The organism is Streptomyces sp. SID8352, from assembly GCF_009862265.1.
In the GTDB taxonomy this organism is placed as follows: domain Bacteria; phylum Actinomycetota; class Actinomycetes; order Streptomycetales; family Streptomycetaceae; genus Streptomyces.
On sequence record NZ_WWGX01000032.1, the window covers coordinates 18,582 to 33,877 of the forward strand.

Annotated in this window: 10 protein-coding genes; 4 read left to right on the forward strand and 6 right to left on the reverse strand. The window is 77.1% G+C overall.

Going from position 1 to position 15,296, the window contains the following annotated elements:
• Positions 1-554: 554 nt before the first annotated feature.
• From GTY84_RS11055 to GTY84_RS11065, 3 genes are all read right to left on the reverse strand, one after another.
• Positions 555-1,340, reverse strand: a complete 786-nt coding sequence (locus GTY84_RS11055) for an alpha/beta fold hydrolase (protein ID WP_237532184.1) — start codon at positions 1,338-1,340, stop codon at positions 555-557.
• A 246-nt stretch (positions 1,341-1,586) separates the two neighbouring features.
• Positions 1,587-1,991 (reverse strand): hypothetical protein, encoded by a 405-nt coding sequence (locus tag GTY84_RS11060; protein ID WP_161225996.1) that lies wholly within the window; start codon positions 1,989-1,991, stop codon positions 1,587-1,589.
• Positions 1,992-2,454: 463 nt separating this feature from the next.
• The gene (locus tag GTY84_RS11065) at positions 2,455-5,520 is read right to left on the reverse strand and encodes a tetratricopeptide repeat protein (RefSeq protein ID WP_161225997.1); all 3,066 of its coding nucleotides are present in this window, start codon (positions 5,518-5,520) and stop codon (positions 2,455-2,457) included.
• Positions 5,521-6,479: 959 nt separating this feature from the next.
• On the opposite strand from GTY84_RS11065, the gene GTY84_RS34895 reads away from it, so the two are divergent.
• Positions 6,480-8,711: a tetratricopeptide repeat protein gene (locus tag GTY84_RS34895; protein WP_345943398.1), complete on the forward strand. Its 2,232-nt coding sequence runs from the start codon at positions 6,480-6,482 to the stop codon at positions 8,709-8,711.
• Positions 8,712-8,806: 95 nt separating this feature from the next.
• Here GTY84_RS34895 and GTY84_RS11075 read toward each other — a convergent pair whose 3' ends face one another.
• Together GTY84_RS11075 and GTY84_RS11080 are read right to left on the reverse strand one after the other, a co-directional pair.
• Positions 8,807-9,340 (reverse strand): hypothetical protein, encoded by a 534-nt coding sequence (locus tag GTY84_RS11075; protein WP_161225998.1) that lies wholly within the window; start codon positions 9,338-9,340, stop codon positions 8,807-8,809.
• 722 nt (positions 9,341-10,062) lie between these two features.
• The gene (locus GTY84_RS11080) at positions 10,063-11,319 is read right to left on the reverse strand and encodes a hypothetical protein (RefSeq protein WP_202550862.1); all 1,257 of its coding nucleotides are present in this window, start codon (positions 11,317-11,319) and stop codon (positions 10,063-10,065) included.
• Between the two features lie 347 nt (positions 11,320-11,666).
• Between GTY84_RS11080 and GTY84_RS32925 the strand changes: the two genes are divergently transcribed.
• From GTY84_RS32925 to GTY84_RS33665, 3 genes are read left to right on the forward strand one after another with little or no spacing between them, the layout of a single operon-like run.
• Complete coding sequence (locus tag GTY84_RS32925) at positions 11,667-11,888, forward strand: hypothetical protein (protein WP_202550863.1); 222 nt, start codon at positions 11,667-11,669, stop codon at positions 11,886-11,888.
• Positions 11,885-12,595 (forward strand): sigma-70 family RNA polymerase sigma factor, encoded by a 711-nt coding sequence (locus tag GTY84_RS32930; RefSeq protein ID WP_345943399.1) that lies wholly within the window; start codon positions 11,885-11,887, stop codon positions 12,593-12,595. The genes GTY84_RS32925 and GTY84_RS32930 overlap by 4 nt, the downstream gene beginning before the upstream one ends.
• Complete coding sequence (locus GTY84_RS33665; protein WP_345943400.1) at positions 12,592-14,625, forward strand: M48 family metallopeptidase; 2,034 nt, start codon at positions 12,592-12,594, stop codon at positions 14,623-14,625. The genes GTY84_RS32930 and GTY84_RS33665 overlap by 4 nt, the downstream gene beginning before the upstream one ends.
• 125 nt (positions 14,626-14,750) lie before the next feature.
• Here GTY84_RS33665 and GTY84_RS11095 read toward each other — a convergent pair whose 3' ends face one another.
• Positions 14,751-15,125, reverse strand: coding sequence for a hypothetical protein (locus tag GTY84_RS11095; RefSeq protein WP_161226000.1), 375 nt, complete (start codon positions 15,123-15,125; stop codon positions 14,751-14,753).
• Positions 15,126-15,296 lie beyond the last annotated feature (171 nt).

Genomic DNA, 15,296 nt, shown 5'->3' on the forward strand with positions numbered 1-15,296 from the left:
GCGCCTCGGGGGTCCGGCCCGGCCGAGGACACCGCTTCGCGCGGCCTGTCACACGGGGCTCGTCGCGCGGAGCCCGTCGCGTTGGGGCCCGTCGCGTTGGGGCCCGTCGCGTTGGGGCCGCGTCGGGCGGGAGCCGCCGGTGCGACGCGGCACGGCCGCCGGTGCGGTGCGGTGAGGCCGGGGGAGCGCCCGGCGGCGGTGGTCGTGCCGGGCCCGGCGGGACGCACGGTCGGCGGGACGGCACCGGGCGCGCGGTCGGGGAGGACGGAGCCGTGCACCGTCCATCGGCCGGACCGGCCACGGTCCGCGGAACCGTGCCTTCGGGCCGACGGGCCCGGCCGTCGGGCCAACCGGCACCCGGCACCCGGCACCCGGCACCCGGCACCCGGGCCACGCTGCCGAGTTGCCGGGCTGTCGCGCAACCGGGTCCGAGCCGTCGCGCCACCGGAGTCGGGCCGTCCGGCCGTCGCGCCGGCGGAACCGGGCCGGCGGAACCGGGCCACGCCGCCCGCCGCACCAGCGGGACCGGGTCCGGGGGGACGCCGGAACCCCGGTCAGTCCAGGTGCGCGGCCAGGGACTCGCGCACCAGCCGTACCACCGCGTCCAGTTGGTCCTGGAGGTAGAAGTGGCCGCCGGGCAGGACGTGCAGGGCGAACCCCGCGTCGGTGTGGTCCGCCCAGTCGCGCATCTCGCCGGGGCCGACGCGCGGGTCACGGTCGCCCACCAGGGCGGTGACCGGGCAGGCCAGCGGAGGGCCGGGCTCGTAGCGGTAGGCCGCCAGCGCGGCGAAGTCGCTGCGCAGCGGCGGCAGCGCGAGCCTCAGCAGTTCCCTGTTCTCCAGCAGCACCTCGCTGCCGCCGAGCACCCTCAACTCCTCGATGAGCGCCTCGTCGTCCCGCTCCAGGTGCCGGAACGGCCCGGCCGACGGCGCGGTCCGGGCGGAGACGATCAGCGCCACCGGCGGTCTTCCGGCCGCCTCCAGCCGCCGGGCGGCCTCGAAGGCGACGGTGGAGCCCATGCTGTGCCCGATCAGGGCCAACGGGCCGGTCACGTCCGCCAGCGCGGCGACCACGTGGTCCGCGAGGGCCGGGATGTCCGCGACGGACCGCTCCCCGATGCGGTCCAGCCGCCCGGGGTACTGCACGGACAGGGTCTCGACGTCGGGCGCCAGGGCCTGGGACAGCGGGTGCCAGGCGGTGGCGGAACCTCCCGCGTGGGCGAGCGCGACCAGGGAGACGCGGGGCGAGGGGCCGGGATGCCAGCGGCGCAGCCAGCGCCGGGCGGCGGACCCGTCGGCGTCCGCGGGCGCGGGCGGTCGTGCGGCCAGGGAGTCCGTCAAGTGCGCTCCTCGGAAGGGCGGTCGGGGACGAGCGGGCGGTACGGACGGACGGCGGGACGGCCCCCGGCGCGGCCGGACGGCCCCCGGCGCGGCCGGACGGACGCTCCCGTCGGGTGTCGCCCGATGCTCTCATCCCTCCCGGCCGGGCGGCGGTGCGGGCCCTGCCCGGTGCGCGCACTCGCCGTGGCCCCGGGTGCGGGGTGCGTGGGTGCGGGGTGTGTGGGGGTGCCGGTGCGGGCGGGGCCGCTACCGCCCGTCCGGGCCGTTGAAGGTGATCCCGGAGAAGTCACGACCCTGCACGACCGGGCCCTGCTGGGTGCCGCCCCCGATGACGTTCCTGACGTCGCCCGAGCCGGTGTTCAGCACCTGCGCCCGCTGCTCCCAGTGGACGAGCCGCGCGCGGAACCCCGGGTCCTGGGCGGCGCGTTGCCGAAGGGCCTCGCCGAGCAGCCGGGCACGCTCCTCGTCCTCGGGACTCCTGGCCAGGGCGTCGAGCTCGTCCTCACCCGGCGCCGGGAGCGGCGATCCGGCGGGGTCGTCCCCGGATGTCCGGCGCACCAGCCCGCTCAGGGCCTCCCAGAGCCTGCGCCCCGCCTCACCCCCCGCGCCGGTCGCCGCCGCCACGAGAACGCTCGCCGAGATCGGATCCACGTCTGTGCCCCCCAGTCGCCCAGCGGATTCGAACGGATCGGATCGCCATGCTCCCAGACCCGCCCGGTCCCGGGCAGGCCCCCGACCGGCCACATCCACGCGGGGGAACCCGGCACCGGGCCGCTGGGGGCGGACGGTACCGGGCGGCGGCTCGGCTATACCACCAGGAGACCTGTATCAAAGTTTTTGTTTGTGTAGGCAATGCAGGTGAACACGATCAGGCCGATGATTTTCCGCACAACAGGGAGACTTGGCACTGTTCAGTCTTTTCGTTGAAGCCCGCAAGTAGCTCGTCCGAGCGCAGGCATGGGCACATAGACCAGGGCTCCGACACGAGCCGGCCTGGAGCACCGACTATGGCTCATGCAAGTGCAGCAATTCAACTCACCGGCACTCGGGCAGCATTGAGCCGGGGCGACGGCAACCGCACGCCCCGGCTCCCGGCACGGCACTCCTGGAAGGACTACGCCGTGGCACTACCCCGGAGTTGGGCCAGAACCCGTGCGGCGCGGTCCTCCTCGGCGCTCGCGCCGACCCCCCGGCTCAGTTCCAGGCTGGACTCCAGGCACGCCATGGCCCTGCCGACGTGTCCCGCGTCCCACTCGGCCAGGGCCAGGTCGTAGAGGATGTCGATCTCTTCGCCCGTCGCGTGGATGGCACGGGTGATCTCCAGTGCGGCATGGTGGCGGTGCAACGCCTCGTGCGTGCGCCCGACCAGGCGGAGCGCGCGGCCCGTCCTGGTGAGCGCGATGGCCTCGGCACGCTGGTCGTGGACGGCCCGGAGCACGGGCAGCACCTGCTCGTAGAGCGCCAGGGCCTCCCCCGACCTGCCCAGCTCGTCCGTGACGGCCGCGAGATTCATCTGGAGCGTGGCCTTGTCCCTCGGGTTGCCCAGAGTGTCCGCCACCAGAATCGCCTGCCGATAGGCCGATTCCGCCGCTTCCCAGCGCCCCGACTTCCGGTACACCTCGGCCCTGTTGTTGAGCGCGCTGTACTTACCCCGCTCATCACCCAGGGCCGTGAAGTCGGCAAGGGCCGCGTTGAAATACGAGAGCGCTTCGGAATTCTCCGCCAAATGCAGGTGGATGATCCCCAGCAGATTCCGGCAACGGGCGACACGGAGCCGACTCCCCCTTCGCAGAAGGGAATTCAGCGACTCCTTCTGGAGGGACCGCGCCAGAGTGTACTGCCCCGTCTGCCACAGGGAGATCGAAAGCTGGTGAATGCACTCGCTCTCCAGTTCCCGCTCCCGCAGCGACCGGGCGATGTCCAGCGCCTCGCGCGCGACGGTGATCGCGTCCTCGAAACGCGAGCCGTGGATGCAGACCGCGCAGAGGTCCAGCAGGGCCCGCACCCTGGCCCCGCCGTCACCTGCGGTGATCCAGTGCGAGACGGCGCGGCGGAGCAACGGCTCGGCGGCGGCGAGATGCCCCTCCATGTCCAGGAATCCCGCCAGGACATGCACCGCCAGCGCCAGTTGGCTTTCCGTGCCGTGGTGGACGAACCAGTCCAGCGCGTCCAGGAGATTGGCCGACTCCGTCAGCAGCCGGCCCTCCGCCGAACGCGCGTCCGTGATGTCCGGGTCCGCCCCGGAGGGAAGATCGCCCCAACCGACATCCGTGCGCGACCGGAACGGATAGGCGAGCCGGTCGGCGCGGTCCGCGATGTGGACGTAGTGGAACGCCAGCCGTTGCACGGACCTTCGGACCTCGTCCGGGGAATCGGCTGTTCCGGCTTCCACGAGTGAACGCGCGTAGTCGCGCAGGAGATCGTGAATCGTGTACCGGTGCGGAACGGGTTCGGACAGCAGATGGTGCGCGAGGAGTTCCTCGGCTATCCGTTCGGCCTTCTCCAGGGAGAATCCGGTGAGCGCGGCGATCGCCCCGGCGCCGAACTCCACGCCCCGGTGCAGTCCGATGCGCCGGAACGCCAGCCGCTGCTCGGCGTCGAGCGCCTCGTAGGAGACCTCGAAGACGCGGGTCAGCGTCCGCTCGATGTCGCGCAGTTGGGCGAGCCGCCCGCCTCCGAGGCGGCGCAGCAGGTCGGCCGTGCCCCACGAGGCGTGGGTGAGCAGCCGGCTCGCGGCGATCTCCACGGCGAGCGGCAGATGGCCGCAGACGCGGACGATCTCCGCCACATCGGCGGGGTCGGCGCCGCGCTCGGCGCCCAGCCGTCGCGCGAAGAGGGCCGCCGCGTCGTCGGGGGGCAGCACGTCGAGCGAGAGCGGGCGCACTCCGGGCAGTCCGGGCAGCCTGCGGCGGCTGGTCACGACGACCGCCGTCGGGGAGGCCCCCGGGAGCAGGGGGCGGATCTGGGCGGAGGAGGTCGCGTCGTCCAGGATCACCAGCATGCGCCGGTCGCGCGCCATCGAGCGCCAGAGGGCGACCAGTCCGTCGAGGTCGCCGGGGAGCTGGTCGGCGCCCACGCCGAGCAGCCGCAGCAGGTCGGCGAGGAGGCGCTCCGGGGCGGGGCGGGCCCGGTCGGTGGAGCCGCCGCCCAGGTGGAGGAAGACGCAGCCGTCCGGGAACCTGCCGCGCAGCCGGTGGGCGAGGTGGACGGCGAGGGCGGTCTTGCCGACGCCGCCCATGCCGTGGATCACCTCGACGGTGACCACGTCCGAGGTGGCCGGACCCTCGCAGAGGGCGGCGGTCAGCCGCCGCAGCTCCTCGCGCCGCCCGGACCAGGGGACGTCGCGCGGCAGGTTGTCCGGCGCCACCCGCGCGGGCCCCGGCGGAGCCTCCCGCTCGGCCGGGGCGGCGGTGCGCGGCAGCAGGTCGGCCGGGGGGACGCCGGCCAGGATTCCCTGGTGCACCCGGTGCAGTCCGCGCCCGGCGTCGAGCCCGATGTCGCGGACGACGCGCTGCCGGGTCCGCTGGAGCAGCCGGGTCGCCTCGGCCGTGCGGCGGCTGCCGTAGAGGGCGACGGCGAGCCGTTCGGCGAGCGCCTCGTCGACCGGGTGCGCCTCGGCCGCCGGCAGCAGGACGGGCACCGCCTCGATGAACCGGCCCTCGTCGAGGAGCAGTTCGGCCCGGGTCATCGCGGCCACCAGGGCGGTCTCGCCCAGGACGGCGCGCAGGTGCTCGGCCCAGGCGCCGCCGATCCCCGCGAGCGGTTCGCCGCGCCAGAGGCCGTCCGCCCGGTCCAGCAGGCGCTGGGCGGCCCGCGCCTGCCCGCCGCCGCGGAGGGACCGGGCCCGCTCCACGCAGGTGGTGTAGTGGCGCAGGTCGACCCGGTCCGGATCGGCCTCCAGGGAGTACGAGTTGCGGCGGCTGACGATCGCGGGCGCCTCCTCCCCGGCCACCGCCAGCGCGCTCCGCAGCCGCGAGATGTGGACGTGCAGGGCCTGCCGGGCCTTGCCCGGCGGATGGTCGTCCCAGATCCGGTGGATCAGGGTGTCCACGCTCACCGTGCGGCCCGCGTCCCAGGCGAGGGCGGCCAGCGCCACCCGCGTCTTCGTCGAACGGAGATCACCGCGGCGGCCCGCCGCGCGGAGCTCCACCGGTCCCGAAAGCCTGATCTCGAACTCCACCAGCGTCCTCCCCGCCGGAAGGGTCTGCGATTGTCAAGTGTTCAAGAGTGTCACGATTCCCACATCCTCGAACACCTTGCGTCACCATCGGATCAAAATTGACCGATTAGTAACCGCATGCGTTCGTGCCCGGCCGGGGGCGGGGAGGGACATCCCGACGATGGAAGGGAGTCGCGTACATGGGCACTTTCTCCTCGGACGGACTGGAGGCCCTGCTGTCGGCCCTCGCCGGCGACGGCACCGCCCCGGCACCCCCCGCGTGGCGCGATCTGGCGGTGGTGGCCGGTGTCGCGGCCCGGGCGGACCCGGCGGTGGCCCGGCTCGGCCCCCTCCACCCCGCGGGCGGACGGGACGCGGCGGCCACCGCGCGCGAACTGGCCCGGCGGCTCCACGCCCTGGCCGGGCGGGACGCCCCCACCCGGGAGGCGCTGACCGCGTGGGCCCACCGCCACGCGCCCGGGGTCCTCGTCCCCCCGCCCACGGCACCCTCCGGCCCGACCGCGCCCCACGGCGGCGGCCACGTGCCCGTCGGGGACGGACACCCAGCGCTGCGCGGGGGCGAAGCGCCGTCCCGCGGTGGCCACTCGGGCACCGGAGGGGACGATCTGCCGACCGGTGCGGGTCCCTTGCCGCCCGGCGGAGGCGATCCACCGCACGGCGGCTTCCACTTACCCCCGAGCGGTGGTCATCTAGCGCCCGGCGGAGGCACCTTGCCTCCCGACGGCGGCGATCCACCGCACAGCGGCGTCCACTTACCCCCGAGCGGTGATGATCTTCCGCCAAGCCGAGGCCCCTTACGGCCCGGTGTGGGTGCCCTGCCTCCCGACGGCATCGATCCGCCCCCCGGCGGCGTCCGCATTCCCCCGGACAGTGGCGGTCTGCCGCCCGGCAGAGGCCCCCTACCGTCCGACGGCATCCCCGTACCTCCCACGAACGCCCCCGCTGCTCAGCCCCCGTCCGTGTCATCGGCGCCGCCCCCGCCCCGGCCCACGCCGCCCCCGCCGGGAGCCGTCACCAACTCCATCGACGGGGACGCCACGCTCCACGGCCCCAGCGTCCAGGCCCGGGACGTCCACGGCGGCATCCACTTCCACACCGCGGCCCCCGCGCCCGCCGCCCGGCGGAGTCCCCCCGTACCCCGCCAACTGCCGCCGCTGCCCGTGCGGTTCCTCGGCCGGGAGGCCGACCGGCGGGCCCTGGACACCCTGCGCGACCGGCATCCGGCGCACGCGCCGCAGGTGCTGGTGATCAGCGGGCTCCCGGGCGTCGGCAAGACCACCTTCGCCACCCACTGGCTGCACGGCCGGGCCGACCGCTTCCCCGACGGCCAGCTCTACGCCGACCTCGGCGGCCAGCCCGGCGACGGGGAGGACGGGCCGGTCCCCGCGTCCGCCGTCCTGGAGTCCTTCCTGATCGCGCTGGGGGTCTCCGCCGTTCCCCCCGGGACGGGCCGGCGCAGCGCGCTGTGGCGCTCCCTCACCGCCGAACTGCGACTGGCGGTCCTGCTGGACAACGCCTTCACCGCCGCCCAGGTACGCCCGCTGCTGCTCGGCGCCCCGTCCGGGCTCACCCTGGTCACCAGCAGACGGAGCCTGACCGGACTCCAGGCCGACGGCGCCGCCGCCCACCGGCTGGCCGGGCTCTCCCCCGAGTCCGCCGTGGAACTCCTCGCCGTCGGCGGCGGCCCGCGGGTGGCGCGGGAGCCGACCGCCGCCCGCGAGGTCGTCCGGCTCTGCGGCCGGCTGCCGCTCGCCGTGGCCCTGGCCTCCGCCCAGCTCGCCCTGCGCCCGCACCACTCCGTCTCCGCCCTCGCCGACCGCCTCTCCCGGGGCCGGGGCGCCGTGGACGCGCTGCGCGTCGACGGAGAGGCCGTGATGGGCACGGCCCTCGACCTCTCGTACGACGCCCTCCCGGAGGAGAGCCGCACCCTGTACCGGCGGATGGGGCTGCTGCCCGCCGACCGCCACGACCTGGCACTGCTCACCGCCCTCGGCGGCGACGGCCCGCGCCCGGACGGCCCGCCGGGGCCGCGCGACGACGGCGGCGCGGACCCGCGCGACGCGGGGCAGTCCGCCGACCACGCCGTGCACGCCCTGGTGGAGGCCAGCCTCCTGGAGGAGACCGGCCCCGGCACCTACCGGTTCCACGACCTCGTCCGCCCGCACGCACGCCGACTGGGCGAGGAGCGGGAGACGCCCGCCCGGCGGGAGGAGACGCTGCGCCGCTTCGTCGGCTGGTGCCTGGCCACGACGGCGTCGGCGGAGCGCCTGCTCACCCCCAGCCACCGGCTGCCGGGCCACGACCTCCCCCCGGACCTGCCCGCCCCGACCCCGCTCGACGGCCCCGAACAGGCCCTCGCCTGGCTGGACACCCACCGCAACGGCCTGCTGGGCGCGGTGCGCCTCACCTCCCGGAACGGCATGGACAGCGAGTGCTGGCGCCTGGCGGACCTCATGTGGCCGCTCTTCCTGCGGCTGCGGCCGACCGAGCCCTGGATCGAGGCGCACCGGCTGGGCCTGGACGCCGCCCGCCGCGCCGGGTCGCGGGAGGGCGAGGGCCGCATGCTCACCTCCGGCGCGATCGGTCTGCGCGACGCCGCCCGGTACGCGGAGGCCACCGACTGGTACCGGCGGGCGCTGGACCTCGCCGCGGCCGACGGCGACCCGCGCCAGCAGGCGCAGGCGCTGAGCGGGCTGGGCCACGTCGGTCTGCTGGACGGACGGCTGGAGGAGGCGCGGGCCCGGTTCGAGGAGGCCCTGCGGCTCAGGGAGTCGATCGGCTACCGGCGGGGCGCCGCGCTCACCCGGCGGCGGCTGGGCGAGACGGCGGTCGCCGCGGGCGACCTCCCCACCGCCGCCGACCAGTTGGGGCGGGCGGCGGGCGAACTGGAGGAACTGGGCGAGACGTACGAGGCGGCCCGGGTCCGGGCCCTCCTCGGCCACGTCCTGGACCGCGCGGGGCGACCGGCCGAGGGGGTGCGGCTGCTGGAGGACTCGCTCGGCCGCTTCCGGTCCGGGGAGGCCCGCTCCGAGCACTGGGAGGCACGCTGCCTGGAGTGGCTCGGCGGGGCGGCCGAGGCACGGGGCGACCTCGCGGAGGCGGAGCGGTGCTTCGGCGCCGCCCGGGACCTGCTGCGGCGGCTGAGCCCGGAGGAGGCGGGGCGGCTGGACGGACGGCCGCGGCGGGGGTGAGCCACCGCGTCCGCCCCACCCCCGGGTGCCCGGGACGGCCGTCCCGGGCACCCGGCACGGCCGTCCCGCAGCGGCCCCGCCCCTTGCACTCCGGCTCAGCGGCGGTGCACCGCCGAAACGGACCGCAGCGCGCCGGGCGGGCGCCCGGACACGGTCCAGGCGTGCAGCACCGACGCGACCGCCTGCGGTGGCACCGGCCCGTACCGCTCCAGCCGCACCGGGGCCGCCAGGGCGCCGCCCGGGGCCCGCACCCCGGCGGCGCACCCCCCGGCCGTGTCGGGGACGGCGGCGGCGAGGCATCCGGGGTGCCCGGTGAGCAGTTCGCGCACCAGCCGCCGGGCCGCCCCGGGCGGCAGCGGTACGCGGCTCACGAGGACGTCGGCGTGGACCGCGAGCTCCGCCGCCCGGGGGCCGTGCGCGTCCACCCACAGGTGCTCGTCGCAGGGCGGCGCGCCGTGCCCGTACGGGCAGGGCAGGGGGTGCGGGGGCGCCGGCCGCGCCCCGGGCGGGGGCAGCCGTCGGGAGCGGAGCAGGGCGGGCCCGAGGGCCGCGTCCGACCGCCAGACGAGCAGCAGCTCCGATCCGCCCGCGCGACGGCCGCCGCCGCGGCGGTCCGGGCACGGGCACATCCCCCGTCCACCGCGCGGCCGGGCACCGCCGCCCCGGTGGCAGCCCCGGAACCCGGGCGGTCCGCCACGGGACCCATCGCACCGGCAACGGCCCCGACGGCCGCGCGGACGACCTCCCGGCCCCTCACCCGGGCCACCGCACGGGCAGCGGTCCCGGAGGTCCGGGAGGCCGCCGCCCGGCCCCTCGCGCAGACCGCAGCCAAGCACCTCACCCGGGTCACCGCACCGGCAGCCCTCCGGGAACCCGCACGCCTCACCGCCCGGCCCCCGGCACACACCACCCCGCCGGCCACCCCGCAGGAAGCCGTCCCGGAGGCCGTGCGCGTCACCCCTCGGGCCCTCGCGGGACCCGGCGTCCGGTCCGCCGCGCGCGCCGGACCTCCCGCCGTCCCGGAGGCTGTCCCGGAGGCCGTGCGCACCGCCGTCCGGCCCCGCGCACGGGCCGGTGCCCCGGTCCTCGCGCGGGCCGCCGCCCGGCCGCTGGTTCGGGCCGTCGGCCCGGCCCCCGTACTGGGCGCCGGAGGTCCCCTGCTCCCCGTGGGGGATGTGGTCCCACCCCCCGTACGGGGCGCCGCACGCGGGTCCCTTCCCGCCGTGCGGGAGCCCGCCCCCGCCGCACGGGCCGCCCCGGTCGTCCCCGGGCTCCGTCCCCCCGTGCTCCGCCGCGGGCAGGCACACCGTGGTCCACGCCGCAGACGGGCCCGGGGGCGCCGTGCGGGGGGTCACCGGGTGCTCCCGGCACCCGCCGCGCGCTGCCACCGCGCCAGGGCGGGCGGCGGCGGGGGCGGGGCGACGGGCGACGGATGGGCGGGCTCGCCCAGGCCCAGCAGGCGGTAGAGGACGGACCGCATCCGCCGGTGGAACTGGCCCGGCACCGACGACAGCGAGGCCGCGACGTGGTCGTAGCCCCCGGGGCGGTGCAGCCGTGCCGCGTACTCCAGTTGCTCGGCCAGCGGACGCGCCGGGGAGAGCACCGGGGCCGCGGCGGAGAGCAGGGCGGCCGGGGAGCGGTCGGACACCTCCCGGCGCGGCCCGGCCGTCAGCAGCACGGCCGCGCCCGTGAGCGTCCCGTACGCGGTCAGCGAGCCGTGGTCGCCGATGATCCAGTCGGCCGCGATCAGCACGGACTGCCAGTCGGCCTCCGGCGGGACGACCGCGATCCCCCTCTCCCGGCAGGCGGACAGCCAGCCGTGCACCTGGCGGACGCCGTGCCCGGCGAAGACGTTGGGGTGCAGCAGCATCGCCACCCGGTAGCCATCGCCGGGCAGCCCGCCGAGCAATTGCGGCAGCAGGGAGTCGAGCCGGCCGAACGTGGACGCCGGACCCCAGGTGGACGTGACGGCCACGAGCCGCTGCCCGTCCTCGATGCCCAGGGCACGGCGGTACTCCTCGCGGGCCGGACGCCCGGCGACGATCCGGTCGACGCAGGGGTCGCCCAGCACATGGGCCACCGGCAGCGCCTCCGGGCAGGACAGGGCCAGTTCCTCCAGGTCCCGGTCGTGGGCGTAGACGATCGCGGCCGGGACCAGCCGCCCCTCGTGCAGGAGGTGCTGGCGGCTGAGCATGCCCGGCACCCGCCGCTCCCCCGGGGAGAGCGTGCCGACGTCGGTGAGCAGCTTGATCTGCCCCGCCCCGTGCGAGATGCGGACGACCGGCGCCCGCAGCTCGTGCACCCCGCGCGAGCCCGCCGCGAGGGCGAGGTCGAACTCGGCCCGCAGGGCCTCCTCCCAGGGCACCGTGATGATGCCCAGGCTCCTCAGATACTCGGTGGTGCCGCCCCCGAAGGCGTGCGGGGCGACCGTGAAGACCAGTTGGACGCGCAGGTCGGTCTCCAGCAACTCGAAGACCTCCCGCAGCCGTTGGGCGAAGGTCACCGTGTGCACGACCACCAGGACCCGCTTGCAGTCCCGCACGGTCAGCCAGTGGCCCTGCTCGATCAGTGCGGATTTCGTCGTTCGGACGGACACGCGATCCCCCATCGCTCGTGTCGGCGTACAACGGACAGCAGCAGGACTGCCCCCGGGCCGCGCCGGATTCCTTGCACGGCCCTTGCAACTCCCTTGCCCCGCACCCCCGGACGCGTGGGGCGGACCGCGCGGGACCGGCCGGACCGGGGAGCGGACGCCCGGCGCGCGGGAGGGCGCGCACCGCGCCCCGGCCGTCCGGTCCCCGCTCTCCCGGCGCCCCCGGCGGCGCCGGGCGGACGCCCCGCCTCCGGGGGCCGGGCACGGCCAGGCCGGTATCAATTCCGGGCAGAGGTAAACCACTTGGCTGTCCATGGCTGTATCCGGGTGTCAATGTGGTGAGCCCGAGGAGGGACACGGAAATGGTCGAGCCTGTGGTGGTGGCCGTGGTGGTCGTGGGCGCCCGGCTGGTGTACGCGCTGGCGGCGCTGTGGAGCTGGCCGGTGCGGGAGCGGGCCCGGGCGCACGCGCTGGCGACCCTGGTGCGGGCGGCGGGCCCCGGCGCCGTCGTCGAGGTCACCCGCGCCGACGGCGGCGGCACGGTGACCGCGCGGACGGCCGGTCCCGGGACGGAGTCCCGGTGACCGCCGGGCCGGCCGTGCGGCCGCGGGACTTCGAGACGTTCTTCGCCGCCTCGCACGGCGGCCTGCTGGCCCGGCTGATCATGCTGTCCGGCAGCCGCGAGGACGCCGAGGACGCGCTCCAGGAGTCCTTCGTCGAGGCCTACCGGGTCTGGGAGCGGGTCGGCGGCTACGAGCTGCCCGAGGCGTGGGTGTACCGGGCCGCCGTCCAGCGGCTGTGGAAGACCGCCCGCAAGCGGCGCCGGGGCCGGGAGCGGCTGCCGGACCTGCCGGTGCCGGTCCTCGCGGGCCCGGAGCAGAGCGCGGAGGCCCGCGAGGTGCTGCGGCTGCTCGCCGCCCTGCCGCCCCGGCAGCGGATCACCATGGTCCTGTACTGCCTGCACGGCTGGTCCCAGGCGGAGATCGCCGAGGCCCTGCGCATGACCCGGGGCGGCGTCGCCGCCAACGTGTCCAAGGCCCGCGGCACGCTGAGGGAGGCACTGGACGTGACCGCCGACGAGGCCGGCCCCGGCCGCGACGCGTTCCTCGGCGCCCCCGAGCCCCTCGCCCCGGGCCGGCTGCGTCCCCTGTCCGGCCCGCCGGACGACGACCCGGTCACCGCGGCCCTGCGCGGCACCGAGGACTGGCTGCGCGCCGCCCTGCTCGCCGACCCGGAGCGGACCCGGCGGGCGCGGGCGGCGCTGGCCCGGCGGCTGCCGGAGGGGTCGTGACCGCCGTCGTGGGCTGGTGGCGCGGGCTGCTCGCGGTGGGACTGCTCGCCGGGTTCTACGTGGTGGCGTTCGGACTGCTCGCGGCCGACACGGCACTGGTCGTGGGAGCGCTGTGGCTGATCGTCGAGGCACCGGCGCGGTCCAGCTCCTGGGCTCTCGTGGTCGGCGGCAGCCTCCCGGCGGTCCTCGCCCTCGTCCACGGGATCGCCACGGTGAGCCGCGCCGAGGACCATCCGCCCGGCGCCGTCCCGCTGCGCCGCGCCGAGGCGCCCGCGCTGTGGGCGCTCACCGAGGAGCTGGCCGGACGGCTGCGGACCCGGCCGCCCAGCCGGATCTACCTGACGCCCGAGGCCAACGCGTCCGTGTCGGAGGAGGCGCGGATGCTCGGCTTCGCCGTCGGGCGGCGCACCCTGTACCTCGGGGTGCCCCTGCTGCGGCTGGAACCGCTGGAGCTGCGGGCGGTGCTCTGCCACGAACTGGGCCACTACGCGGGCCGCCACACCCGTTTCGGCGCGGTCACCCACCGGGGCGCGGCGTCGCTGCGCTCCACGCTGTTCCGGCTGCGGATGACCGCCCGCGCGGACCAGTCGCGGATCGGCTACGCCCGCTTCTTCCAGGCGGTGATCGGCGCCTACGCCTGGGTCTACCTGCGGCTGTCGCTCGCCGTGCGGCGGCGCCAGGAGCTGGAGGCGGACGCCGGGGCGGTCGCGGAGGCCGGAGCGGCGGCGACCGCCGGGGCGCTGCGCTCCGTGTACGCGCTCGGCGTCCTGTGGACCGGGTTCGTCGAGGAGTACCTGCGGCCGGTGCAGCGCCTCGGATACGCCCCCGAGAACGTGTTCGAGGCGTTCGGCGCGATGCTGGACCACCCCCTGATCCGGCAGCAGGCGGCCCAACTGCGCGCGCGGCCGGCGGAACCGGAGCGGTCGCCGCTGGACTCCCATCCGCCGCTGGCCCGGCGGCTGGCGCTGATCGAGTCCCGGCCGCCCGGCCCGGCCCGGCCGGCCGTCGTGCCGGGGCCGCTGCTCACCGGCCCCGGACCGGCGCTGCGGGTGCAGCGCGAGCTGCTGAGGAGGGCGGGCGGTCCCGGAACCACGCTGCCGCTGGCGGCGTGGGGCGGCGTCGCCGCCGAGGCGCTGGCCGTCGGACGCGCCCGGCTGCTGCTGGAGGCGGCGGCCCGCGCCGGGGAGGCCGGGTCGGCGGGACCGACCGGGGGGACCGCCGGGACCGGGCCGGTCAACGGGATGGGCGGGGCCGACGGGAACGGCGGGACCGGTGAGGTCGGCGGGGTCGGCGGGCGCGGGGGCCTCCCGGAGCCCACCCTCGGAACCGTCCTCGGCCTGCTGGAACGGGGGGAGCGGAACAGGCTGGCGCGTCAGCTCCCCGGCGGGGCCCGGCCCGGGGGCCGCCTCGCCGAGACGCTGTACGCCCTGGCCGGGCAGGCCCTGACCGGCGCCGGGCGGGGGCGCTGGGTCCTCGGCTGGGCCCAGGGCCCCCTGCTGGACTCCCCGCTCCTCCCCCGGGGCCGCCTGGAGGACCTGGTCCGGGGCGCGGTCCGGGACCGCGCGGGAGCGGGCGCGCTGCGGCGCGAACTGGCGGGGATCGGGGTGGACGTCGGGGCGCCGGTGGGCCTGGCGGTGGCACCGGGCGGCCGGAAGGGCCCGCGGCGGGCCCCGGCCGCGCCGAACCCGGTCGTCGAGGAGCTGGGACGGCAGCGGACGGTCGCCAGGATCACCATGTGCGCCCTGGCCGCGGTGGGGGTGGTCTGGGCGGTCTCCCTGGTCGGCGCGGACGACCCGTCCGGGACCGGCCCGCCGGTCTACCGGCCGTCCCCCTACGTCCCGCGGGACCCCTACGGGTCGCAGGACCCCTACGGATCGTGGTCCTCCGGCCCGGAGCCGCCCGCCGGGCAGCCCGTGACGCCCGGCTCCGGTACCGTGCCCCGGCCGGGCCTCTCCTACGGCGCCCCGGCCCCGTCCCTGTCCTTCGCCCCGGCCCCCGTCCTCTCCCTGGCCCCGGCCCCCGAGCGCTGAGCGGCCGTGCCCGGCGGCGGCACGGCGCGGACGGCGCGGGGCAGGGCTCGGCGCGGAGCGGCCGTGCGGCGCTCCGCGCCCGCTTCCGCCCCCGCCGGAGGGACCGTCCGGCGGGGGCGGGGGTCTCACTGGTCGAAGTAGCGGAGGTCGCCCACGGTCCAGGCGCTGACGTCCTCGATCGCGACCCGGTACATGCCGCCCGTCTCCGGGATGCCGACGCTGCCCTGGAGGATGCGGGCGAGGTGGAAGTGCAGGTGTGCGGGGGTGCGGGGGCGGCCGGGGCCTGCCTCGTCCGGGCCCTGTTCGAAGACGTCGGAGAAGGGCCCGAGGTGGTCCGAGTCCTTGAGGACCTCCGCCACCCGCTTCCGCCACACGGCCTCCGGGGCGAGCCGACCGGTGATGACGGCCCCGCCGACGACCACGGTCAGTGACATCTGATTGCTTCGTCCGGACTCCACCGCGGCGGAGATGGCGACGAGCAGCTCATCAGGGTTCGACATGACAGCAGAGCTTATTCAGCCCCGCGCGCCCGCACCGCCCCCCGTGGCGCGAAATCCGCCGGGGCCCGGCCCGGAGCGGGGTTCCCGGCGGCCCACGCCGCGGTCGGGGACGGACGGGGCGGACGGGAGCCGGGGCGACGGGGAGGGCGGGCGGCACCCGGCGCGGGGGCC

Excerpts from the sequence above, each read along its gene's own strand:
- GTY84_RS11075 (WP_161225998.1), bottom strand. The coding sequence starts at position 9,340 with ATGTGCCCGTGCCCGGACCGCCGCGGCGGCGGCCGTCGCGCGGGCGGA.
- GTY84_RS11080 (WP_202550862.1), bottom strand. The coding sequence starts at position 11,319 with ATGGGGGATCGCGTGTCCGTCCGAACGACGAAATCCGCACTGATCGAG.
- GTY84_RS32925 (WP_202550863.1), top strand. The coding sequence starts at position 11,667 with ATGGTCGAGCCTGTGGTGGTGGCCGTGGTGGTCGTGGGCGCCCGGCTG.
- GTY84_RS11095 (WP_161226000.1), bottom strand. The coding sequence starts at position 15,125 with ATGTCGAACCCTGATGAGCTGCTCGTCGCCATCTCCGCCGCGGTGGAG.